Annotated in this window: 21 protein-coding genes and 3 pseudogenes; 3 read left to right on the top strand and 21 right to left on the bottom strand. The window is 58.2% G+C overall.

Annotation, left to right across the window (positions count from 1 at the left end):
- Window positions 1-11 precede the first annotated feature (11 nt).
- Window positions 12-180, top strand: a pseudogene (locus tag GYA94_RS15720) (IS66 family transposase); the annotation flags it as partial.
- On the opposite strand, the pseudogene GYA94_RS28235 reads toward GYA94_RS15720, so the two are convergent.
- The 21 genes and pseudogenes from GYA94_RS28235 to tssB all read right to left on the bottom strand — a co-directional run.
- Window positions 155-473: pseudogene (locus GYA94_RS28235) on the bottom strand (phage baseplate assembly protein V); the annotation flags it as partial. The pseudogenes GYA94_RS15720 and GYA94_RS28235 overlap by 26 nt on opposite strands.
- Window positions 472-812: pseudogene (locus GYA94_RS15715) on the bottom strand (ParA family protein); the annotation flags it as partial. The pseudogenes GYA94_RS15715 and GYA94_RS28235, both read right to left, overlap by 2 nt.
- Entirely contained in the window at window positions 779-856 is a 78-nt protein-coding gene (locus tag GYA94_RS15710; RefSeq protein ID WP_438826240.1) for a hypothetical protein, read from the bottom strand. The pseudogene GYA94_RS15715 and the gene GYA94_RS15710, both read right to left, overlap by 34 nt.
- 190 nt (window positions 857-1,046) lie before the next feature.
- The gene (locus GYA94_RS15705) at window positions 1,047-1,316 is read right to left on the bottom strand and encodes a LysR family transcriptional regulator (RefSeq protein ID WP_161892660.1); all 270 of its coding nucleotides are present in this window, start codon (window positions 1,314-1,316) and stop codon (window positions 1,047-1,049) included.
- A 555-nt stretch (window positions 1,317-1,871) separates the two neighbouring features.
- Window positions 1,872-2,345, bottom strand: a complete 474-nt coding sequence (locus GYA94_RS15700) for a DUF600 domain-containing protein (RefSeq protein ID WP_161892659.1) — start codon at window positions 2,343-2,345, stop codon at window positions 1,872-1,874.
- 632 nt (window positions 2,346-2,977) lie between these two features.
- Entirely contained in the window at window positions 2,978-3,409 is a 432-nt protein-coding gene (locus GYA94_RS15695) for a tetratricopeptide repeat protein (protein WP_161892658.1), read from the bottom strand.
- A gap of 1 nt (window position 3,410) precedes the next feature.
- Window positions 3,411-3,842: a hypothetical protein gene (locus GYA94_RS15690; RefSeq protein WP_218031603.1), complete on the bottom strand. Its 432-nt coding sequence runs from the start codon at window positions 3,840-3,842 to the stop codon at window positions 3,411-3,413.
- Between the two features lie 8 nt (window positions 3,843-3,850).
- Window positions 3,851-4,936, bottom strand: coding sequence for a GH-E family nuclease (locus GYA94_RS28225; RefSeq protein WP_255326941.1), 1,086 nt, complete (start codon window positions 4,934-4,936; stop codon window positions 3,851-3,853).
- A 4-nt stretch (window positions 4,937-4,940) separates the two neighbouring features.
- Window positions 4,941-5,297 (bottom strand): DUF4150 domain-containing protein, encoded by a 357-nt coding sequence (locus GYA94_RS15675; RefSeq protein WP_082414554.1) that lies wholly within the window; start codon window positions 5,295-5,297, stop codon window positions 4,941-4,943.
- Between the two features lies 1 nt (window position 5,298).
- A complete protein-coding gene (locus GYA94_RS15670; protein ID WP_161892657.1) occupies window positions 5,299-6,654 on the bottom strand; it encodes a DUF2169 family type VI secretion system accessory protein in 1,356 nt (451 codons plus the stop codon).
- Between the two features lie 14 nt (window positions 6,655-6,668).
- Window positions 6,669-8,639 (bottom strand): type VI secretion system Vgr family protein, encoded by a 1,971-nt coding sequence (locus GYA94_RS15665; RefSeq protein ID WP_161892656.1) that lies wholly within the window; start codon window positions 8,637-8,639, stop codon window positions 6,669-6,671.
- Between the two features lie 72 nt (window positions 8,640-8,711).
- Window positions 8,712-9,227: an Hcp family type VI secretion system effector gene (locus GYA94_RS15660; RefSeq protein WP_054905717.1), complete on the bottom strand. Its 516-nt coding sequence runs from the start codon at window positions 9,225-9,227 to the stop codon at window positions 8,712-8,714.
- Window positions 9,228-9,353: 126 nt separating this feature from the next.
- Window positions 9,354-10,145, bottom strand: coding sequence for a type IVB secretion system protein IcmH/DotU (icmH, locus tag GYA94_RS15655; RefSeq protein WP_255326944.1), 792 nt, complete (start codon window positions 10,143-10,145; stop codon window positions 9,354-9,356).
- Window positions 10,146-10,209: 64 nt separating this feature from the next.
- Window positions 10,210-11,544, bottom strand: a complete 1,335-nt coding sequence (gene tssK / locus GYA94_RS15650) for a type VI secretion system baseplate subunit TssK (protein ID WP_161892654.1) — start codon at window positions 11,542-11,544, stop codon at window positions 10,210-10,212.
- A gap of 52 nt (window positions 11,545-11,596) precedes the next feature.
- Window positions 11,597-12,391, bottom strand: a complete 795-nt coding sequence (gene tssJ, locus GYA94_RS15645) for a type VI secretion system lipoprotein TssJ (RefSeq protein ID WP_161892653.1) — start codon at window positions 12,389-12,391, stop codon at window positions 11,597-11,599.
- Window positions 12,388-12,942 carry an FHA domain-containing protein gene (locus GYA94_RS15640; protein WP_110679246.1) on the bottom strand — a complete coding sequence of 185 codons (555 nt, stop codon included), beginning with the start codon at window positions 12,940-12,942 and terminating at the stop codon, window positions 12,388-12,390. Before GYA94_RS15640 ends, tssJ begins: the two co-directional genes overlap by 4 nt.
- Window positions 12,939-13,955, bottom strand: coding sequence for a type VI secretion system baseplate subunit TssG (gene tssG, locus GYA94_RS15635; RefSeq protein WP_110679247.1), 1,017 nt, complete (start codon window positions 13,953-13,955; stop codon window positions 12,939-12,941). Before tssG ends, GYA94_RS15640 begins: the two co-directional genes overlap by 4 nt.
- Complete coding sequence (tssF, locus tag GYA94_RS15630; RefSeq protein ID WP_110679248.1) at window positions 13,919-15,685, bottom strand: type VI secretion system baseplate subunit TssF; 1,767 nt, start codon at window positions 15,683-15,685, stop codon at window positions 13,919-13,921. Before tssF ends, tssG begins: the two co-directional genes overlap by 37 nt.
- Before the next feature lie 3 nt (window positions 15,686-15,688).
- Window positions 15,689-16,099 carry a type VI secretion system baseplate subunit TssE gene (tssE, locus tag GYA94_RS15625; protein WP_110679249.1) on the bottom strand — a complete coding sequence of 137 codons (411 nt, stop codon included), beginning with the start codon at window positions 16,097-16,099 and terminating at the stop codon, window positions 15,689-15,691.
- The gene (gene tssC, locus GYA94_RS15620) at window positions 16,096-17,586 is read right to left on the bottom strand and encodes a type VI secretion system contractile sheath large subunit (RefSeq protein ID WP_110679250.1); all 1,491 of its coding nucleotides are present in this window, start codon (window positions 17,584-17,586) and stop codon (window positions 16,096-16,098) included. Before tssC ends, tssE begins: the two co-directional genes overlap by 4 nt.
- 16 nt (window positions 17,587-17,602) lie before the next feature.
- Window positions 17,603-18,106: a type VI secretion system contractile sheath small subunit gene (gene tssB / locus GYA94_RS15615; protein WP_009686347.1), complete on the bottom strand. Its 504-nt coding sequence runs from the start codon at window positions 18,104-18,106 to the stop codon at window positions 17,603-17,605.
- Window positions 18,107-18,476: 370 nt separating this feature from the next.
- Here tssB and vasI point away from each other — a divergent pair, with 370 nt between their 5' ends.
- Window positions 18,477-19,058 (top strand): type VI secretion system-associated protein VasI, encoded by a 582-nt coding sequence (gene vasI, locus GYA94_RS15610; RefSeq protein WP_009686348.1) that lies wholly within the window; start codon window positions 18,477-18,479, stop codon window positions 19,056-19,058.
- Entirely contained in the window at window positions 19,046-20,497 is a 1,452-nt protein-coding gene (gene tssA / locus GYA94_RS15605) for a type VI secretion system protein TssA (protein WP_110679252.1), read from the top strand. The genes vasI and tssA overlap by 13 nt, the downstream gene beginning before the upstream one ends.

Genomic DNA, 20,497 nt, shown 5'->3' with positions numbered 1-20,497 from the left:
GCTGGCTGTACAACGGTGCGGAGCGTGCGATCGAGCCATTTGTCATCGGGCGCAGGGCACGGCTGTTCATCGCTGCGCCCAAGGCCGCCAAGGTCAACGGCCAGGAGCTCTATGCGGCTACACTACGTATCTGAGCGCCTGCCTTATGCGTCGTTGGTCGCTGACTATGCCCTTCTGCCTGGAACTGGATTACGTCCTGGCCGATACGCGGGATGGCCACCGCTCCCCAATTGCCACCGGCCCAACCCTGGGATACCCGCACCCAGCAAGAGCTGAGTTTGTTGTTTGTTGCTTTCCCGGTCTTAGGGGAAGCTGACCATGACCCGGCCCCATTCATCGCAATAGATCTCCTCACCAGGCGGCCCGACGACGGTCGCCATGTGCGGGCCGTCCACACGGGGCTTTCGAGCGGATGGGGGGCACGACTCGGTTTTAGCGGGAACAAGTTGGGCGGTTTGCTCATAGCGCCTGCCTTAATGGACGCCAGGTTTTTGAGCACTGCAGGGTGCCCCGGCTCAGTCCGCGGGCCGCGAGGATCTCCGGCGTGACCGGCGACAGCACCAGGTCGGACGCCAGAATCGCCATCTCCAGCAGTACGTTGCGTACGCCCTGTGTATCGATAACAACAGGTGGTAGTGTGGCCGGAACAGTGACCGCAGGTTACGCAGCCGCAGTCGGCCATCCGGTACATGCAAAAGTAGGGTGTTCAACTGGCCTTGCGCGTCATTCGACACTACCAGGTCCAAGCCCTCGATGGCGGTGCGGCAGATCAGTTGCCTCAGCCGCGTGGCGAAACGCGGTCGATCAGCCAGCGCTCGACCTCCAGGGAGTTCCAGCCGACCGCACGTACGCCCAGCTTGATGGGCTTGGGGAACTTGCCTTGGGCGATCAGTCAGGTTGTGTTGCAGGCCTTTGAGCTGCTCGGCCAGCGGCACCTCGAACAGTTGCAGGTTGATGTCGGGCTCTTCCTCGCGGCTGCAGGCCAGCAGCGCTGCCAGGCGCTTGGGCAGGATGCCGTCGGAGAGGGCAACGTGCAGTGTCGCGAGTTAACCTGCAGCGGCTGCCAAAGTCGCACTGCGGGCCTGATCAACCAAGCTGAAGATCCGCGGGGCGGATTCTGCCAGTGCTTGGCCAGCAGCTGTCAGATTCGTTCCGATACCGGCGCCGCGCTCGAACAAGGTCACTCCTAAATCATGTTCCAGGTCACGAATCGTGCGGGAGAGTGGGGATTGTTCGATATGCAGGCGATCAGCCGCGCGGGTGAAGTGACGTTCTTCGGCGACGGCGAGGAAGCATTGCAACTGGAGCAGGTTCATCGTGCGCCTCGGGGATGCAACTGCCATTGATGAAAACCAACTCTCGTTGCAACGTTAGGATTGAGGCATTTGTTGCCCAATCGCTGGGAAGGCATGCTGACTACGAACATGATGCTCCAACTGTGATCAATGCAGGCAGACCGCTGCTTGCAGTGCAGAGCATGACATCCTGGGTTGGAACCCCTCAATATCCAAACCGTTGCTTACGTACCAAGGTCGATTTCCCCTGGCAAGGGGCAACTGCGGTCTGGCTTGAGAGGATGCCAGCAGGCAGAATGCTGAGAGCTATTCAATTCTGTCGTATATACGTGGTTAGGTCTCCATATTCTGTAGGGGATTTCTTTCTGGTTGAAAGTAAAAATTAAATTGCCTGGGAAGTTCTTACAAAGACAGCAGTGTAATAGTACGATTACATAAGTTTTGCTGAATGGCTCGGGGCGAAAACAGTCGTCAAGGTTATGCTGTTTCGCCCCTTCTGTTGTTGGTGGGTCCATGTAATGAAAGGGTGCAGTGATTTATTGATGAAGCTGATGTGCTGATAGCCGAGATTTCATTTTAGGCAGGCCCCAGACTTGACTCACCTCTTAGCTCGCTTGAATACCACGCATCGAATACGTTTCCTGGTAACAGATCTGGGGTGTCGGTGAAGACATTATCGTATCGTAATTTTGCGCGAAATCTCCCACTTTTTACATCGTAATGCAATCGCATTTCTGTGGGTGTTTTAACTCCGAATTCGAGACATTTTTCTTCAATGGCTTCGATGTTATCTAGTCCAATATCCAGCATCGCGTCTTGCCGTTCTTCTGAGTCGTCATATTTAGTTTCGCCGGGGTTGACGGCAGAATTGATCTCTTCTTTTCTCACTATTTTACCATTGATTTTATAGAATACATCGAAAGAGGATGTTCCTTCTTCGGATGCAGTATGGACGAAAACTTCGTCAGCTCTATTGTCTACGTATTCAAGTGCTATGCTTATCATGTCTGCCTGGTGTTTAGGAAGATGATCTTCAAGTTGTTTGTTCATTGGTTGGGTTTTTTTGTTTTATGCTTACTAATTCAGTGGCTTAGTCTGTGGTATGTTTTTATTAGATTGCCAAGTTTGGCTGGTGGTCCTGGGTTATTTGTTGCTATTCTGGTATGCCTCGTTATGTCGCCAATCGCCATAAATAGGAGCCGCTTGCCGCTCTCGATAAGTAAATCAGATCTATCGACGCAGGAGTAGCTCATCTCCGCTTCGTCGAATTTATTGAACTTGGCTGTGGGTCAGATAGTTTGGCGTATGGTAAAGTCTGCGATGCACTAGACCTACGCCCAATTGTGGGAATAATTCAAGTAGATGGCCCTGAATGTCCTCCAAGAGCATGACCGCCACTGCTGAGATTCCAGTTCCATCGCCTTTTCAGAAACAATAAACTTGACATTGTATATTGGTAAGTCCCATCCGAAAATTCTACCTAGCGGTTCCTGATCGCCACCTGGCTCTGGTCTTCACGTCCAGTTGGTAGCGGACGGTAAGCTTTCGATTCGACTCTTTTGACGCGTGAAGTTCGGCTCGAATTCTCGGAGTTGTGCAGTGTGAACAATGGACACCTCCCATCCAAGATGCATCCTCCTCCTAGCGGTAAGGATGCATCATGAGCTTGTGGCGTTGAAAAACTAAACAATAAGTTTCTGGTCTTTCAGGATATTTAGCAGCTCAGCGCCGCCTGCTTCTGCAAGGAAAATGTCCTTTCCATCGAGCATGTAGGCTTTCAGGAGGGATTCTAACCCTGCAGTCGAGTTTCCAAGGGCTAGTTGGCACTGTCCCAATCGATAATGTATGAATGGATTTTCGATTCCGCCAGGGGCGTTAAGTGCGTCCTGGAGGCTGCTGGCTGCGAGCAGATAGTTCTTTTTTTGAAACTGAGCATCCCCAATTGATGCAGATAGCCACATAAATGCCTCCCATTCTACGGACGGCTTGGGGAGTAGATCTAGGGCCTGGCTCCACTTTTCAATGGCAGCGTCAAATTTATCGTCGTCCATGAGGGTATTACCCTGCTGGGATAGGCTGTCGATGGCAGCGTAAGTCTTCTCGCTGAGCTGCATATTATTTTCCTTTCATACGTTCTAGTGTGAAGTCAAGATACTGCCTGTCTTCCCCTTCAAATGGTCGCTTGCCATATTTGTGATATTGAGAATAAAAAATTTCGTAGGCTTTTTCTAAGTCATTTGCCACGTAATGAACTGTCGCTGTTAGGAACTCAATGTCTACATCTTTTGTAGTTCCATAAGCTTTTTCCATGACATTGACCCAGTTTCTGGCCTTCTCTACTTGATGAGTATCCCTAAAAAATTTGACCAACCCTCTCGACAGTATTTGAGCATAGTCATATTCAAGCTTGGGCTCGGGTATTGCTTCCCAGCAGCCTAGGAAAAATCTTTCCGCTTCATTGGTGTGCCCGTCAATCCAGGCTTTTCTTCCGGATTTCCCAAGGGCTTGTATTTTCTCTTCAATTTCACTGCTTAGTTTTTTCTTCATTATGATCTCTATTTTAGTGGGGGCTTGTATGTTTCACCTAGCCTAGCACCTGCCGATCTATTGAGGGAATAGTGATCCATAGTATAATTTCTTGAGTCTAGCATCCACTTTCTAACCTCAGGGCTTTTCGCCCCAAATTTCCTTCCTGTTTTATTCCACCAGCTGACAGCGTCTGTATTGTGGGCCATGTCTGCTTTAGACAAATCATACCAATTGCCGTTGGATGCTTGGAATATGGGTTCTCCAGTAAGCGGGTCTGGTTTCAGCTTTCCTTCCGCCCTCATTCGCTCTTGAACCTCCCGGCCAGTCCTAGAACTCTTGCCGGGTGTGCGGCCAAGATACTGATCTCTCAGCCTTTTAGGGCTGGCTGCTACTTTCGCTCCGGTTCTTTCTGCTACTTCTCCCGCAGCATCGCTCGAAATCTCTCTCGTTGCTCGTTCAGTTCCTTCTTTCGCGGCTTTTGCCGAAGCTTCAGCGACAGCTTTGGCGCCGTGGCGCCCGATCTTACCTGCTGTACCCAAGTATCCTGCGAAGGGGATAGCTGATAGCAGAGACAAAGCTGCCCCCGCATAGTCACCGCGCGAGAGGCTGATTCCAGCGTTCGCCACATCGGCAAGCTCACCCACGATAGGAATCAGGCCAATAACGTCGAGCCCCATCTGTACGGCGTCAAGGATCTCATCATCCGTAAAGCCTTCTGCCGGCGTTTCGCTCTCCACCTCCGGATTTGAGTGCTTAGCATCATCGCCACTTGCGGCGGTCTCGCCATTTACTCGGCCCAAGGTGTTACCGTTGGGTGTAGTACTTGCGCCACCTAATTCTTTGTCTAGAGAGGGATAGAGATCAGTGTATTTGGGTATGTCGTCTAGATCCGCCAGTTCCTTATGAAACGCTTCCTGGCGCAAATCTTCATATTGCGCTTCAGTGAGTTCCAGAGATTTTCCCCACTCATTCGGGCCGTCAGCGAAATCCACCAGCACCTTGCCGGTGCCATCTGTCTGCACGAATATTCTGTCGGGACCATGCGACATCTTACGCAGCGGCACCTCATGGACTTGAACAACAAGAGTGTCGAGTTGAATGGGATCGCTCATCGCATCAACTCCCATTCATCCAGAACAGGTCGCCATGACGAACCAGTTGGTGCCTTTCTGCCCGCACGGAACTGCTGTGCTCCAGCGGATGACATTTGCCTTCGACAGTGCCACTCTTGACCCCTCTGGCTTTGCCAGCTTCGTCTCCAATAGTTTTGGGAGTGAAACTGCGTTTGTAGACCACTAACGGATGGCCATTCGCGCGTACGCTAGTGGCGACACCGGCGCTGGTATCGAGTTCGGCGGTGACCGGGTAGGGAACGGGTGGGATGCTGCTACCCATGGGCGTTTTGCAAACATCGGGAGCGATGCTGATGACAGTCCACTTCGTTTGTTGACGAGCCGCGACGTTCTTAGCCATATCAGGCACTCTCCCGGATATGGCGAGGTTTACGCCGGATGATGGGGGCGTCCGGGTTAGTCTCGAAGCGTGCTTCAAGTACCCGAATGTCGAGCGACCTAGGTAGGCTGATGCGGTGGGTAATCGATAGCGTCATAGCATCTGTATCGATACGCAGTGTGTCGGTGAGCATCGGCAGCGGTATCATCACTCCGCTGGTCATGCGTATGAGTACGAAGGGGCGATGGCCAGGTAACTGGACCTTACAGAGCCCGTTTTTGCTCAGGGCTGGAGAAGTAAGGTTGAACAGGGCAATGTGAGCATCAGGCGTGGGAAAGGGTATTTGCTGGTCGGCGGGTGCGCCGTTCCAATAAGAAAAATCGAAGTCGTGCGGTAACTCTGGCCATAGGCTTTCTTCCCAATCCTGGTCATAGGTACCAGCAAGCTTTAAGCGTGGTGCCCAAGCTCGGCCTACGACACCAAACCCTGCGGGAGTGCAGCCGTAGGTGGCGGCTAGCTTGGCCATTGCCGATGCATCCAGAGGCCCATTTGGATGTTTCAAACGCAGTAAGCGCTCAACAGGGGCGTCCAGGTGTTCTACTTGAGGGGCTGGTAAGCGCGCCAGTTGCTCACCGGTTTGCTCATGATGTATTCGCTCGTAGCGTTGCTCCAGCCAGCCGCAACCCAATGGGTTACTAAAGCAGACTTCATTGAGCAAGAACTCGGGCGCATTCGGCATGTGCCCGAACTGCGGGTTAGCGATTTGGCTCGATCCACCAAAAGCCTGTTCCCAGCGCAACGGAACGCATTCGGCGGGATCTGGCTCGGTGAGGTGCCAGCCAAGGAAGTTGCGGTGAAACTCACGATGGCCGGTGAAGCGAAGCGTTTTATCTAGTAGTAGAAGCGGTGTGAGTTGTTCTCTGTTGCGCTGTCGCACTGCAAGTATGGCGGCTTGGTGTTCCTGCAGTTCATCAGCAGTTAGGCAAACGCCTGGAGCTCGCTTCGGAGGCAGCGGATCGACGATTTCTAGTCGAGGTCGAGTTGAGGTAATGCGTAACCCAGCTTCCCACGTTTGAGCTGGACGCCCCTCGGGAGCATGAGAGTGGCCAACAACAACTACATCACAACGCGGTTTGAAGGGCGCAAGATCGCTTTCCTCAAGGACAGAACTGAATCCAGGCTCGTCATGATAGGTATCAGCTCTGCATAAGGGGACCGGATCTTTATCCATCACGACAGCATCGCATTGTCCGGGTCTCTCTTTGATCGGTTCAAGGCGGTATCCAACTTTCATTGCAATAACGGGATGTTCCTGACCGTCAGGCGCGAGCGCACTGAAGCACATGACGTCAAACGGCGTCAGGTTGCGAAATTCCATCCTGGGTTACCCCTTCAGTTAAGATCGACATCCTTGCCGTTGATTTGCACAGGCCCTGTGGCACTGAAGTCAAAGTTGCTGCCGTTGATCAGCACGGTTCCGTCGGACTTCATGACCAACGACGCTTTACCAACCGTGATGCTGAGTTCGTCGCCTGCTGTGATGTTGAAGCGGTTGCCAACGATCACGGACTTGTGAATGCCTACCTGTTCGCTTTGGCTAAGACCAACTGTCGTGTTCATTGCCGCACCGACACTGACCTGATAGCCCGCGCCAATGGTCAATGCCTTGGCCAATGCGATGGTCTCGGTCTTGTTGGCACCGATGGAGATGGTTTCGTTATGATCCACCCGCTCGCTGCGGTCATTGCCGACGAAGGTGGTTTCGTTGTGTTTGACGACGTTGTTCTGGTCCTTCTCCGCATGGATAAACACTTCCTGTCGACCCAGCTCGTCCTCGAACCGCAGCTCGTTGAAGCCATCACCCTTGTGGGTCTGGCTCTTGATGGTCATGCGGGTTTTGTGGTCGGGCAGGTCGTAGGGGGGCAGCTGGTTACCGCAATAGGTGCGCCCGGTGATCATCGGCTGGTCGGGGTCGCCATTGACGTACTGGATGACCACGTCCTGCCCGATGCGCGGGATGGCCATCGCTCCCCAACTGCCACCTGCCCACCCTTGGGATACACGCACCCAGCAGGAGCTGAACTCGTCGTTGTTGCTCTCCCGGTCCCAGGGGAAGCTGACCTTGACCCGGCCCCATTCGTCGCAGTAGATCTCCTCGCCCGGAGGGCCGACCACGGTTGCCATGTGCGGGCCGTCCACGCGGGGCTTTTCGAGCGGAGCAGGGCGCCATTCGGTTCTGCCGGGTACCAGTTGGGCGGTTTGCTCATAGCGTGTGCTTTGATCGACGCCGGCTGCTTCTTCCTGGAGGCTGGTGAACTGGCTGCCCTTGTGAGCCACGCTGTTCACGCGCCAATGCACATTTAGGTCGTCGCGAGGGTGGCCTGTGAGTGTGAAGCTCAGGCCAGGCTGCAGCCTGACGTCATCCCCCTGCACCTGCGCGATGCGCACATCATGGCGCAGGGCGGTGATCCGGTTTTCAGTGAACGGCTTGCCCACGGCATCGCGTTTGTAGCGGCCAGGGTAGTCGAAGCGCTCGTAGTCGCTGGACTGGTGTTCCAGGAAAGCGCCTGAAGCACGGTGTTCCTGGCGATACGCCGGGTTGGTGAAGGTGTAGTCGCGCTGTACCTGTCGCGAGGTTCTGACGTGCTCGCTGTAGCAAAAGCGCCGCAGGCAAGGCCTGGCCTGATCGCCGCCACTGTCGGACTGATACAGCACGGTGTCGGGGTCGATAACGTCTTCGCCGTCGAAGAAGCCTTCGTCACTGTTGTCGGTCTTGAGCGCCCCATGGCTGATCAGCCCGAGGGATAGCAGCTGATCCGTGATGATCAGCTTATGCAGGGTTTCACTGTGCTCGAAGCGATAGACAAAGCCCTCTTCAGCCGCCAGGCGGGCGATGAAGGCAAGGTCGGTCTCGCCCGCTTGCACGCAGAACTCGCGCACGTGGTGATCCCTGATCGCGCGAAGCTCGTATTGAACGATGCCTTGACGTTTGAGCATCAGCTCAAGAATCTGCGGGACGGTCTTTTGCTGAAAGATGCGCCAGTTCGAGCGCAGTCCGGCGCGGGCCAGGATGGGTTCGACCAATGCGTTGTAGTAGGTACGGTAGAAGCCGCTTTCGCCCTGGCTGAATCGGCTGACCAGGCCGTGCACGTAACGCACCGGACCTTTGCCATCCCAGATCGTGAACACGATGGGTTTATCCAGCAGTTGGCCGAAATCGATGTCGGGTTCGAAGCTGATCAATTCCAGCTCGAGGGTGAAGGGCGTGCTGATCGCTTCCTTGAGTTCGAACGACACCACTTCAAATTCGGCATTGCCAACGAGTGGCTCGAAGGTGTACCGCAAATCAGATTGGCTGGCCATGAAAAATCCTTCCGCCGTCTGAGAGTTCAAAAACCCTTGGCAGGGCATGCCTGCCAGGGGTGTTCAGCCGGGTTAGACGATCGGTTTACGCCAGTCGTCGGAGCCTTCGGTGCCTGCGGTGACGTGGGTCCAGGAGATCTTGCGGTATGACATCGACACCTCGATCAACTGGGTGAAGTCAGCGTTCTCCTTGTTTTGTGCATGAGGCAGGGTGGTGTTGATGTCGACGATGGTGGCGTCCTCCAGCTTGGTGGTGAAGAAGTGCTCCTGCTTGCCCTCCACGGAAGTGCGATACCAGTTGACTTCAACGGTCGGCAGCATTTCGCCGCTGGCCAGCGCCTGATACATCAGCGGTGTCGCCTTGTTCAGTGAGCTGGTGAAGGCGAACGGTTTGTGTACGCGTTGGCCGGCCGGCTGGCCGCTTTGCGGGTCGGTAGGTACGGTTACCCGGTGTTTGATTTCCTGTACCAGGATCTCGTCTTCGTGGCCTTCGACAAACACGTTGCCGACCGAATCGGAGGTGAAGGCGCCCGCAGTGATGTTGCCTTGGGTCTGGCCTTCGATCTTGATGTAAGCGGGTGTTGGCATGGCAGTTTCTCCTGCGTCCATGTGGATAAGCACGTGCACAAAGGGCAGCGTGGCCATCGAAATCGATGGGCTTTTTCAACGAGGTAAATGCCCCGTCAATTCGTTGAATTCGGGTGTGCCGCCTGTTTACTGCTGCAAGATGCCGTTGAGCGACTGCAGCACCTCATTGGTGATCAGGTGCAGGCGGTAGCTGTAGATGCCGTAGGCTGTGGCCATCGCAATGGCAGAAATCACCAACGGGCTCCACCAGGGCCACTGCCGGTTCATGCGGAAGTTGCGCGGGGCGACGTTGGTGTAGGGGTCGCAGACTGTTGTCGGCGTGGGTCCACGCAGCTCACGGATGATTCCGTGAAGTTGGTGAATGAGCGTGTTCAGCGTTTCTTCGCCCTTTGGCGCCAGGGCGTACTTGCCCTTCAGGCCCAGGCACAGGATGAAGTACATGAACTCCAGCACGTCCTTGTACTGCCGGGGCTCTTGCATCAGGCGCGAAATCACGGTGAAGATCTTTTCGCCACCGAACGTTTCGCTGTGGAAAATGCTGAGCAGGGGCTCCTGGCTCCAGAGGCTTGCTTGGCCCCAGGGCCTCTCCATCACGGCTTCATCGATGAACAGGCACAGGCCATAGGAATAGGCCAGAAGTTGCGTGGCCTCGTAGCCATGCTGACGCAGCTCTTGCTGAATGTTTTCGATCTGGTTGCGCACCTGCCGGTGCACCTGTTCGAGGTTGGGCAGTGTATCGAGCGTGCGGATGCGCATGACCAAGCCGAGCAAAGGGGCGGCGGCGTCCAGCATCACGTTGCTGTAGCCGCCCCGCAGTTGGAAATCCGGATCGGCTGGGTAGCCTTCACCCGCCGGATCGGGTTCTGGCGTGGGTGTCGAGCATCCTGGCCCCTTTGTGCCTGCAGTGTTTTCAAGCATCCAGCGCAGCTGCTCGACTTTCGCAGGTGCGCTGCCATCGCCCGGGTGGTCGTTCGCGTGCATTTCACTCACTCCTGATTGCCCAGAACTGCAACTCGAGCCCGGGGAATTCCCCGGCGATATGAATCCCGAAACCGTTGGCCGTGTTCATGCAGGCCCAGGCCGGGTCGCGGCGGTCGAGCCCGAAATAGCTGAAGCCCGCATGGAAGGGCAGCTCGCGCGGCGCCACCGGCAGCGGCTGTAGCGCAATACCGGGCAGTTGCTTGTGCACCAGGTCATTCAAGGTTTCCAGGGACGTGACCTTGGCCTTCTGCATGAACAGTTGGCGCAAGGTCGGCGGCGGCATGTCTGCACGCACGGCAAGGATGAAGTCCGCGTCATCGATCAGGCGGCGGTCTTCGAGCGTCGTCGTCATTACCCCGTAATCGAGCGCGTTCAGCGGTAGAGAGACCGCCCGCGGCTGCAGGACCGTACCCAGGGCGCGGCGCAACGTATCCTGCAGGGGTTTGAACGACGCACGCAATGCGCTGTGCTGGTAGGCGGGGTACTCGGCAGGCAGCCGGCTTTCGTCGGTGAAGGTCACGAACTCGCCGCACGCCTGGCTCATGTGCAGGTACAGCTGCTCAGGGTGTGTCTGCCCCTGCCTGGCCAGGTGCTGGAAGCACGGCCACCAGCGGTTCATGGCTTGCAACAGGTTGAAGTCGCGGATATCGGCGATGCCGGATTGGCCAGCAGCACCGATTCGGCTGGCCAGGTTGCGTGAGCGCTCGCGCAGGGTGTTGGTGATTTCTTCGAGGTAACGCTGCAGTGCGGGCACAGCCCGTACCGAGACGCTGGTCGGGTAGAACCCTTCGTCGAGTTGCAGGCTGCCATCGGGTCGCCGCTCCAGGATACGTGCCAGTGCCAGGCGGGTGTAGGCGCTGCTGTCGTCAGCCTTGCGCTTGAGTTGCAGGTTGGGCACTGCCAGATCGACCTGGGCCAGGTCGCCATCGGCGCTGTGGGTGTCCTTGATTTCCTGGGGCTGAGCGCTGTAGCGGAAATTGGCGGCGTTGTCGGGCCAACTCACCTCTCGACCGCCCTCGGTGCGCAGCGGCAGGCACAGGTAAACCTCGCTGTCCTTTGCGCCGTCGTCGTCGATTTCCAGCGGCGGCGGCGGCAGGTCTGCCGGGATGTCGAACACCGTACCGTCCGGCATGATGCCGCGGGCGCGGGTGATCGCGACCTTGCCCAGGCTCAGGTATTCCTCGTTCAGTTGCAGCTCGCTGAAGCCATAAAAGGCCGCGTTCAGGCTGGCAAAACGTTGGTGCTGGGCTGCTTCAGCGGCGCGGGTAGCTTGCTGGAAATGCTGCGGTTTGACGAACAGGCCTTCAGGCCACAGGACGGGATTACGTGAACTCATGAGCGCTCCGTGTCAGCGTGAGTGAGCGAGAAGGGCAGGGTTGCAGGCGCCATCAGTCTTGCTCCTTGAGCAAAACCTGCGTGTCGTTGAGCAACACCGACAGGATGATCTGGTGGCCCCGCGGTGGAATGCGCAGTACCTGGTTCCAGGTGGCATCGTCCTGGTTGCGGTAATCGGCGATCACGGCAACGAAGCGGGTCTCGGGCTCGATGGCGGTAAAGGGAATGAACTTGAACTGCCCAGGGTGCAGCAGGTAATCGTCATCGCGAATATAGGTACTGCGCAGCGCCTTGGCGGGGTCTTTGTCCAGCAGCTCATAAAGGCTGTTGCGCAGCAATGAGTCGTCGCGCAGTTGCAGGATCTTGATAGCCATGGGCGTAGCCACCGCTTCGGTGGCCGGCGTGGTGCTGCGCGGTAAGGTCAGCACCATGTTCGCGTCTTCGTAGCGGCCGGGTGTGCTGTGCTCGAAGGGCGAGCGAAGCGGGAGATCGGCCTCCTCCTCTGGTAACTCGACAGGCGAGGCGGCCGGGTACTGCTCCTGCAGAAACTCGAACAGGGTGCCGACCTTCTCGGCCAGGGCGTAGGGGTCGCCCGCGCTCAAGGTGACTGCGTAGGGGCTGGGGGCCAGGCTGCTTTCTTGCTCGGCCAGCACCACCACACTGCTGGGGTTGCTGTTGAGTGTGGGGCTGGCGTTGATGCTGAAAGCAATTTCGGTAGGGTGATCCTTGGGTGGCCCGACGGGTATCGAAGGGTTCAGCGCCACTTGGCCCATTTTGCCCAGGGCGGTGCAGCCCGAGAGCCCGATCAGGGTTGCCAGAAGCCCGGCCACCAGTGAATGACGCGTCATGGGCGTTCTCCTGCAACCAGGCGGTCCAGTGGGTCCTGCGCCGTGGCTTGCGTCACCGCGTCCAGTGCTGCCAAGGGATCGTTGCCCATACCTTGGGCGAATACCGAGCAAATCTCGGCGACCGGGGCCGTTGCGGGCTGGGCAGGCCAACGCTCTGCAGGTGCATCCAGGATGAATTGGTCGAGCACCCGTGAGTCGGGGTTGAATAACGCCTCCAGCGAACGGGCATCCGCTGGCGACAGCTGGACCAACAGCCGATAAGCGCCGACCCGAAGCCGGTCGCCCTCAAGCAGCCGCCTGGCTGACCGCGTACCCAGGCTGCCCAGGTTGTCGTTCAGGTAGGTGCGCCCGCAGCGGTCGATGACGCAGAAGCTACCTTCCAGCCAACGGATCTCGCAGTGGATCGGTGCCACGCTCTGTGCACCGTCATTGATCAGCCATGCGGCCCCTACGCTGCCGATGGTGCCGCCTGCGCGATCGAATGTGTGCCGGGCCGTGACGTTGTGCTGCAACTGGTCGAGGTTGGTAATGTTCAAGGTCAATGTGCTCATGAGCGCCCCCGAAAGCGCACCACGGGGCTGATCTGGCCATGGCGGTCATCGGTGAAGCTGGTCCAGCCTAAGTGGGCGCCTTGGCGCGGGTGCAGGCAGAAGGGCGACAGCGCGTTCTGCTGCAGCCGCAATTCCAGGTCGTAGGCCAACCCATCGCGCAGCAGGAAGTCGATCAAGGCGCGCAAGCGATTGAAGTTGATGCCGCTGGGCAGCAAGCCACGCAGTTGGGTTTGGTCCAGCTCGCTGATCACGATGGTGAACTTGCTGCTGCGCGTTCGCGTGCGGCTGCCGACCAGGAACGAAGTGCCCAGCTCGCCGTTGCTGCAGCCAAGGCTTACCAGTTGCCGGTTTGTCGTAGGCACCGAGCGGGTCTCGAACTCCCTGATGTGCACCTGTTTCAGGTCGAAGCAGTGGGCGATGATGCCCGCGACGGTGCCCGGTGCGCGGCTGCGGCTGGCGATGACACCGGCGAAGCTGAGCAGTCGGCTCCACGGCAACGGCGTGTCGCCGCGCAGTTGTTTGTCATTCAACCCCAGCAGGGCAAAGATGTACTGGGAGAAGCCATCGCTGGCACCTGGCTGGAAGCGAATGTAGTAGCGGTACTTGCGCCACACGCGGTGCAGCAGGCTGAGCAGGTAGTGGTTGAAGAAGTCGAAAAAGGCTGGCCGCACACCGATACCCTGCGCATGCTCGTAGGCCACCTGCTCCAGGTAGTAGGCAGGCAAGGGTGAGTCAGTGCCATGCAGGCCCATGAAGGTGGCGCACACGCGGTAGCGGTCTTCTGCCCCGGGCATGCGTTCGGCTTTGTACACGTCGGAAACCGGAAACGTCAGCCGTGGGTCACAGGCCAGCCGCACGCGCAGCCGGGTGGCCTGGTCCGGCCAGCGCGGTTCCAGGTCATCCCCATGCAAGCCGTGCAGGCGCTCCAGCAACTGGTAGAAGTTGTACTGGTGTGCCTCGGCGAGCAGCCTGTCGGCTAGATCAGCGGTTGTTTGCCGGTCTGGATGGGCCATGTGTAGTGCTCGTTGTTGGTGATGTTGATCACTTCCAGTTGATGGAAGGAATTGATGCTGGCGTACAGGGCGAAGAAGTGCGCCAGCACGCAGCCGAACAGGTACAGGTCGCCTTCGCACAGGAAGGCGGCCTGGTCCAGCTTCAGCCGTGTGCGTAGCCCGCGAATGGGCTGGCCCTTGATCAGCCAATCCAGAGGCTCGGTCTGAACATCGCGAATGCCTTCCAGGCGCTTGTGGGTCGTGCGTGTCTGCTGCAGGTCGTGCAAGGCCACGAAGTCATAGGCACGAATCACCGCCTTCAGCGGCTCGGCAGACAGCAGCGACAGGTAGTTGAGCGACATGTTGGAAACCAGCGCCCACTGCAACTGGCCATCCAGCACTGGCCGGTAGGGGCGGGTGGGTTTGCAGATGTTGGTGTAGGTGGTCAGCGCTGGCGTGGCTTCGGAAATCACATCGATGTCGTCGACGCCCAACGCCAGGGGCAGATCGCGGTTGGTGCAGGTCAGGTCGATGGACGCCGTTTCCAGCTCACCGGTGTAAGCGTTGGCATCGGCACGCACGAAGGCGATGCGATGTGTGACGCCCTCGCCGCGCAAGGACTCCTCGAGGGTGTAGCGGTAGTACAACGCCGTGCGCCCTTGAGCATGCTCGATCTCATGGGCGAACGATTCGAACGGGCGGAACGTGCGTAGGTGTTCGCCGGTGCTGCCGTCTGTTGTGGTGCGGGTGCTGACCACCTTGTCGACACTGAAAATCTCATACGCATGCCGTTCTTTCCCTCTGGGGGTCAGCTCGGCAGGGGCCTGCCGATTGGAGAGGTCGATAGGTTCGGCGCTGTAGCTGAACAGGTTGACCGCCGGCGTGCAGAACAGGCGCAAATCCGCCATGCCGATACGCAACGAGGCAGGGAGCTGGCGGGTGAAGTGAAGTTCGATGCCCACCTGCCGAGTCGCTTGATCGGGCCAGACTTTCTGCAGTGCGCTAACGCTGAAGAAGTGGAAGCGCTTCGCGAAAACGAAGTATTCCTGCAGGATCCGATAGCCATCGAAGACGTTCTGCGGATACGGCAGCAACCCTTCGTTCGCGCTGAAGCCCGGAAAGATGATGCTGCTGGCCGGCAACCGGTGCACTTGGCCATCGATCGTTACCGCCACATGCTTGAGGTATTGAGCAAGCCACAGGTAGAGCGTGCGGGCTGTCTTGTCATCACCGCTCAAGTGGAAATCCAGGCTGTCGCAGCCGAGGGTGTTCAAGGGGCGCTCGACCAGGGTGCGCAGTTCGATGCGTGCTACCGAACTGTCGAGCGTCTGGGTAGCGCTGACCGATTCGATCTCGAACGGGTGGATGTCCACGGCCGTGCACGTACGAAATTCACAAGGCACGCCATCCACGGGCCTGGAGAACAACGGTGAGCCCTTGGGAATGCAGTGTGATTGGCTGAGCGCTTGCTTGAGTGGCGTGAACTGGATGATCGTGGCGCTCGGCAGGGGCCGCAGGTAATTGGGCCACAGCAACTGCAGCATGGGCTGCGTCAGCTCTGGCAGGTCATCCTCCAGCTTGAGGCGCAACTTGGCGGTGAGGAAGGCAAAAGCCTCCATCAGCCGTTCGACGTCCGGGTCGCTGCCACCTTTGCCCAGCAGCCGGGCAAGTTGTGGGTTGTCGGTAGCGAAGTCGTTGCCCAGTTCATGCAGGTAACGCAACTCTTCGCTGAATCGATCCTTGAGTGACATCGGTCACCTCACTCGGGTATGGCGGCTATGGCCGTTGACCAGCAGCTCCAGTTGCAGCTGCTCGTGGTGGTTGTTGACCTGCACCAGGCAGTCCAGCCTGAAATGCAGCTCCAGCGGGGCGTGACACGCGGGCATGGCCTTGAGCGCGCGCACGTGCACGCGCGGCTCGAAGCGCTGAATGGTGCGGCGTATGTCGGCACTCACTTGCTTCAACAGGTCGCCACTGCTTGTGGCATGCCCGTTGAAGTCATGCAGGCCCAGTTCAGGGCTGCTTTGTGAGCAGCCCTGACGTGCATTGAGTAGCGTTTCAAGGTGGCGCTTGATGGCGGCAATCTTTTCGGCAGCGTTTTCTTGCCGGGAAGGCGTGCGGGTAACAGACGGGTCCGTCACCAAGCGATTGAAAAAACCACTCATTCGGTATCAAGCCGGCCAACCAGCGAGATCTCGAAATTTGCGCCCATGTATTTGAAGTGCGGGCGCACGGCGAGCGAGACCTGGTACCAGCCCGGATCCCCGGCAACGTCCGAAACCACGACCTTCGCGGCCCGCAATGGGCGACGGCTGCGCACATCGGCCGAAGGGTTTTCCTGGTCGGCGACGTACTGCCTGATCCATTTGTTCAGCTCGGACTCAAGATCGCGACGTTCCTTCCAGCTGCCGATCTGCTCGCGCTGCAGCACCTTGATGTAATGGGCCAGGCGATTGACGATGAACAAGTAGGGCAGTTGCGTGCCCAGCTTGTAGTTGGTTTGGGCCTGCAGGCCTTCCGGCGTCTTGGGAAACTGCTTCGGTTTCTGGACCGAATTGGCCGAGAAGAACGCGGCGTTGTCGCTGTCCTTGCGCATGGTCAAGGCGATGAAGCCTTCTTCGGCCAGCTCGAATTCCTTGCGGTCGGATATCAGCACCTCGGTTGGAATTTTCGCTTGCAGTTGCCCCAGCGCCTCATACAGATGCACGGGCAGGTCCTCGACGGCGCCACCGGACTGCGGGCCAATGATGTTCGGGCACCACCGGTAGCGGGCAAAGCTGTCGTTGATGCAGCTGGCCAGCAGGAAAGCGGAGTTGCCCCACAGGTAGTTGTCGTGTCGCCCGTCGATGTTTTCTTCGTAGTTGAAGGTTTTGATCGGCTGTTCCTGAGGGTGGTAGGCCGAGCGGAGCATGAAACGTGGCCCGGTCAGCGCAACGTGCCGAGCGTCTTCGCTTTCGCGGAAGGCGCGCCACTTGGCATGCCGTGGCCCTGCGAAGATGTCTTTGATCTCCTTCAGGTTGGGCAGCTCTTCAAAGCTGCTCAAATTGAAGAAATCGGGTGCGGGGGCGGCAAGGAAGGGGGCGTGCGCCATGGCACCGACAGACGCCATGTAACTCAACAGTTTGATGTCTGTGGCAGCGGGGCCGAAGTGGTAGTTGCCCAACATGGCCGCCACCGGCTCACCACCGAATTGCCCATAACCTGCGGTGTAAACGTGTTTGTACATACCGCTGCAGGTAATATCGGCCGCATTCTCAAAGTCATCGAGCAGGTCGTCTTTGCTGACATGCAATACTTCAAGCTTGATGTTCTCGCGAAAGTCCGTGCGGTCGACCAGCAGTTTGAGGCTGCGCCATGAAGATTCAAGTTCCTGGAATGCCGGCTGATGGAGGATGGCATCCATCTGCCGGCTGAGCACCCGGTCCAGCTCTGCAATCATCTGGTCGACGCGGTGTTTGTTGATGAGTTGATCTGGATCATTGCTTTTAAGTATTTCGGCAATAAAGGCCGATACACCTTGGCGAGCGACTTGATAGCCCTCTTGTGCGGGCACCAGTTTGGTTTCGGCCATGATCTGGTCGAGCAACGTGGCGCTGCTCAATGTTTCGCCCGACCGTTCAGCGGCGAGGGGAGTGCTGGTTGACTTTGCCATGGGACGCTCCGTTGTCTCAGTCTTCTTTTGGCGCCTCAAGCACCAGGTTCAACTCTTCGGCGAGTTGCTTGCGGGCCTGCTCGTTGCTCAGCAGGTGCTGCAGTTGCTTGCGGAACGCGGGCACGTTGCCCAGTGGGCCTTTCAGCGCCACCAGCGCTTCGCGAAGCTCCAGCAGCTTGCTCAGCTCCGGTACCTGGCGGGCGATACCGTCTGGTGCGAAGTCATTGAGCGACCTGAACTGCAGATGAACCGCCAGCTCCGCGTCGGCAGCCGTGGTGAGCATGGAGGGCACCGACATGGCCAGACGGACGTCGGCGTCATTCAACACATTGTTGAAGGTGTGTTTATCGATGCGCATGACCGTTCGGTCTTCCAGCGCGCGGGCGTCATCCAGGCCGAAATCGCCCATCACCAGCATCTTGTGCGGCAGCTCTACTTCGGCCTGTTCATCACCTGTGGCGGGCACGTATCGGATGTTGATTCGTTCTTTGGGTGCAACCGATCCTGTGGGCTTTGCCATCGCAGAATCTCTCCTTGGTTTGTGTGGGAAGTTCCTGATAGTTGTTCGCGAGTTCTGATTTAGTTTGTAGGAAATTTCCTTCAGACTTGATTACGATATAAACAAGAGCGGGGGTAGTCATTGCCTCTTGCGTAAAAACCTTGCGCCGGAAATTGTTATTCAGTCGAGGGTAAAAGTGTAAAAAAATATTTGTTTGTATTTGCGATTTTTTATGAGCTAGTCTCTTGCCACTCGCGGGTCAGAGTGCCCGTGATTGCGTTTAAATATCAGCGGAGCTGATACAGGGCATATGTACTATCGAGAGGGAATTTAATTGCGATGCCTGGCGAAACATACCTCTGGCGCAGGTCTTTTTCTGATAATCAATTGCATGCCACTGCCAGTGCATGCCGATCAGAATTGCTCGCGCATCGTATCCAACGTTGAGCGCCTGGCCTGTTTCGATCAATCCGCCGGAACACCTGCGCACCGCGTGGCCGCGCAGTGGTCGGCACCGGAGCAGGACTCACCCACGGTGCGTCGGGTGCTGGCCTATGAAACAGGCCGAAATCCCGACGATTTGACGTTCCGGCTCACGCGTGAAGACGAGGGGCTGACGATTTCTGCACCCGCAATCGCTTCGGCTGCACCGCACCCCTACCTGGTAATCAGCTGTTTGCAGAACATCTCCCGGTTGCAACTGATCGCCGCACACCCCGTGGATGCCAGCCGGCTGACGGTGCGCTTGCAGGGGGAGCGTGGCGCCACCGCCGCGACGCCCTGGCAGGTGACGGAGAACGGTCAGGTGCTCGATGCCGGCCGCGGCCTGCCCGGAATCGAACAGATCAGGCAGCTGATCGGGGCCCGGCGCATCCAGGTGCACAGCGAAAACCCTGCCGTTGGTGGGTTGGTCTTCGACGCTCAGGGGCTTGACCCGCTTATCGGCGAGGTGCGCAAGGCATGTCGCTGGTAGCCGAGGTCAATGCACAGGAAATCGCCCGGTTGCTCTCAGCCATCGACGCGCAAGCACCGGCCGGCCTGTTCGATGTGGAGGATGAGACCTACCAGGCCATCGACCAGGAAATGGTCAAGCTGGGTGGCCTGCAGGAGGCCACTATCGATTGGGTGTACATCGAGGAAGCGTCGCGCCAGTACCTGGGGCAACAGTGCAAGCATCTGCGCATCGTGGCGCACCTGAGTGCCGCATGGCTTCGCAGTGCTTGTTGGGAACGCTGGGCGCTCACGTTGACCTTGCTGGCCGGCATGGTCGAGCGCTACTGGGAGACGGCTTATCCCAAGCCAGGGCCCAAGGGTTACCTGGGTAAGCGCAAGCTGGTTGGCTTGGTGCTCAACCGTTTGAACGAGGCGCTGCCGCGCCTGGACCGTTTCACCTATAGCCCTGCGCATGCGGCCGGGGCGCAACAGGCGCTGCTGCGGCTGCAACAGCTGCAAGCCGTGGCCCTGCTGGACGACGCCATGCTCGATGATATGGCGCGGCTGCTACGCAAGCACTCGGAACGGGCGAGTGGCGCAGGCGAGCCTGCTGCGGCCAGGGCTTCGGCGCCTGTCATCAAGCCCGCGCCACTGGCCGAAGTCATCGCCACACCCATGCCCCGCGTGTCCCTCGGCAACGAGCGTGAATCACGAAGGGCGGTGCTGAGCATGGCTGAGCTGATCAACCAGCAGGACCCCTACGACCCAACGGGGTATCAGTTGCGTCGCTTCGGCTTGTGGGCTCACATCCAGGCCGCGCCTCAAGCAGGGCAAGGTCACCGCACCGAGCTGATGGCGGTGCCGCTGGAGATCGCCGGCGATTATGAAGAGGCCATTGCCGGCAGCGTGTTCGACGCGGCGCTGCTGCAGCGGATCGAAAAAAGCGTGTCGGCTTGCCCCTTCTGGATACGCGGCAGCTTCCTTGCGGCCACCACCGCCACACGGTTGGCAATGCCTGAGGTGGCCGAAGCCATCCGCGCAGCGACTGCCCGGTTCGTCCAGCGTATCCCCGCCCTGCAGCAGTTGTGCTTCAGCGACGGCACGGCGTTTCTGGACGACCAGTGCATGGCCTGGCTCAAAGGCGCAGGCCAGCAACCGCAAGCTGAAACGGCGCAAGAGTTCGTGGGCCTGCGCGAAGAACTTGTCAGCCAGTTGGAAAGCGGTGGGGTAGAGCCGGTTTTGCTCAGGCTCCAGGCCATGCAGGCAGATATTCGCGCGCCGCGTGAGCGCTGCCACACCACCGTGATCGCGGCCGACCTGCTGGCCGCGCGCGGCGTCTCGTGGCTGGCCCAGGACCTGTGCGCCAGCGTTGCCCGAACCATGCAGCAAACCATGGCCAGTGCCTGGGAGCCGGAGGTGTTCAAACGCCTGCAACAGCATGCCGCGCCTGATGCGTTGGCCGATCAGAACAAGGACTAG

The sequence above is a fragment of the Pseudomonas juntendi genome, assembly GCF_009932375.1.
GTDB classification, from domain to species: Bacteria; Pseudomonadota; Gammaproteobacteria; order Pseudomonadales; family Pseudomonadaceae; genus Aquipseudomonas; species Aquipseudomonas juntendi.
Note: the sequence above shows the minus strand (reverse complement) of the source record. Positions and strands in the feature narration are given on the sequence as shown.

Coding starts and splice junctions, on each gene's coding strand:
- GYA94_RS15705 (WP_161892660.1), bottom strand. CDS start 1,316: ATGAACCTGCTCCAGTTGCAATGCTTCCTCGCCGTCGCCGAAGAACGT.
- GYA94_RS15700 (WP_161892659.1), bottom strand. CDS start 2,345: ATGAACAAACAACTTGAAGATCATCTTCCTAAACACCAGGCAGACATG.
- GYA94_RS15695 (WP_161892658.1), bottom strand. CDS start 3,409: ATGCAGCTCAGCGAGAAGACTTACGCTGCCATCGACAGCCTATCCCAG.
- GYA94_RS15690 (WP_218031603.1), bottom strand. CDS start 3,842: ATGAAGAAAAAACTAAGCAGTGAAATTGAAGAGAAAATACAAGCCCTT.
- GYA94_RS28225 (WP_255326941.1), bottom strand. CDS start 4,936: ATGAGCGATCCCATTCAACTCGACACTCTTGTTGTTCAAGTCCATGAG.
- GYA94_RS15675 (WP_082414554.1), bottom strand. CDS start 5,297: ATGGCTAAGAACGTCGCGGCTCGTCAACAAACGAAGTGGACTGTCATC.
- GYA94_RS15670 (WP_161892657.1), bottom strand. CDS start 6,654: ATGGAATTTCGCAACCTGACGCCGTTTGACGTCATGTGCTTCAGTGCG.
- GYA94_RS15665 (WP_161892656.1), bottom strand. CDS start 8,639: ATGGCCAGCCAATCTGATTTGCGGTACACCTTCGAGCCACTCGTTGGC.
- GYA94_RS15660 (WP_054905717.1), bottom strand. CDS start 9,227: ATGCCAACACCCGCTTACATCAAGATCGAAGGCCAGACCCAAGGCAAC.
- icmH (WP_255326944.1), bottom strand. CDS start 10,145: ATGCTTGAAAACACTGCAGGCACAAAGGGGCCAGGATGCTCGACACCC.
- tssK (WP_161892654.1), bottom strand. CDS start 11,544: ATGAGTTCACGTAATCCCGTCCTGTGGCCTGAAGGCCTGTTCGTCAAA.
- tssJ (WP_161892653.1), bottom strand. CDS start 12,391: ATGACGCGTCATTCACTGGTGGCCGGGCTTCTGGCAACCCTGATCGGG.
- GYA94_RS15640 (WP_110679246.1), bottom strand. CDS start 12,942: ATGAGCACATTGACCTTGAACATTACCAACCTCGACCAGTTGCAGCAC.
- tssG (WP_110679247.1), bottom strand. CDS start 13,955: ATGGCCCATCCAGACCGGCAAACAACCGCTGATCTAGCCGACAGGCTG.
- tssF (WP_110679248.1), bottom strand. CDS start 15,685: ATGTCACTCAAGGATCGATTCAGCGAAGAGTTGCGTTACCTGCATGAA.
- tssE (WP_110679249.1), bottom strand. CDS start 16,099: ATGAGTGGTTTTTTCAATCGCTTGGTGACGGACCCGTCTGTTACCCGC.
- tssC (WP_110679250.1), bottom strand. CDS start 17,586: ATGGCAAAGTCAACCAGCACTCCCCTCGCCGCTGAACGGTCGGGCGAA.
- tssB (WP_009686347.1), bottom strand. CDS start 18,106: ATGGCAAAGCCCACAGGATCGGTTGCACCCAAAGAACGAATCAACATC.
- vasI (WP_009686348.1), top strand. CDS start 18,477: ATGCCACTGCCAGTGCATGCCGATCAGAATTGCTCGCGCATCGTATCC.
- tssA (WP_110679252.1), top strand. CDS start 19,046: ATGTCGCTGGTAGCCGAGGTCAATGCACAGGAAATCGCCCGGTTGCTC.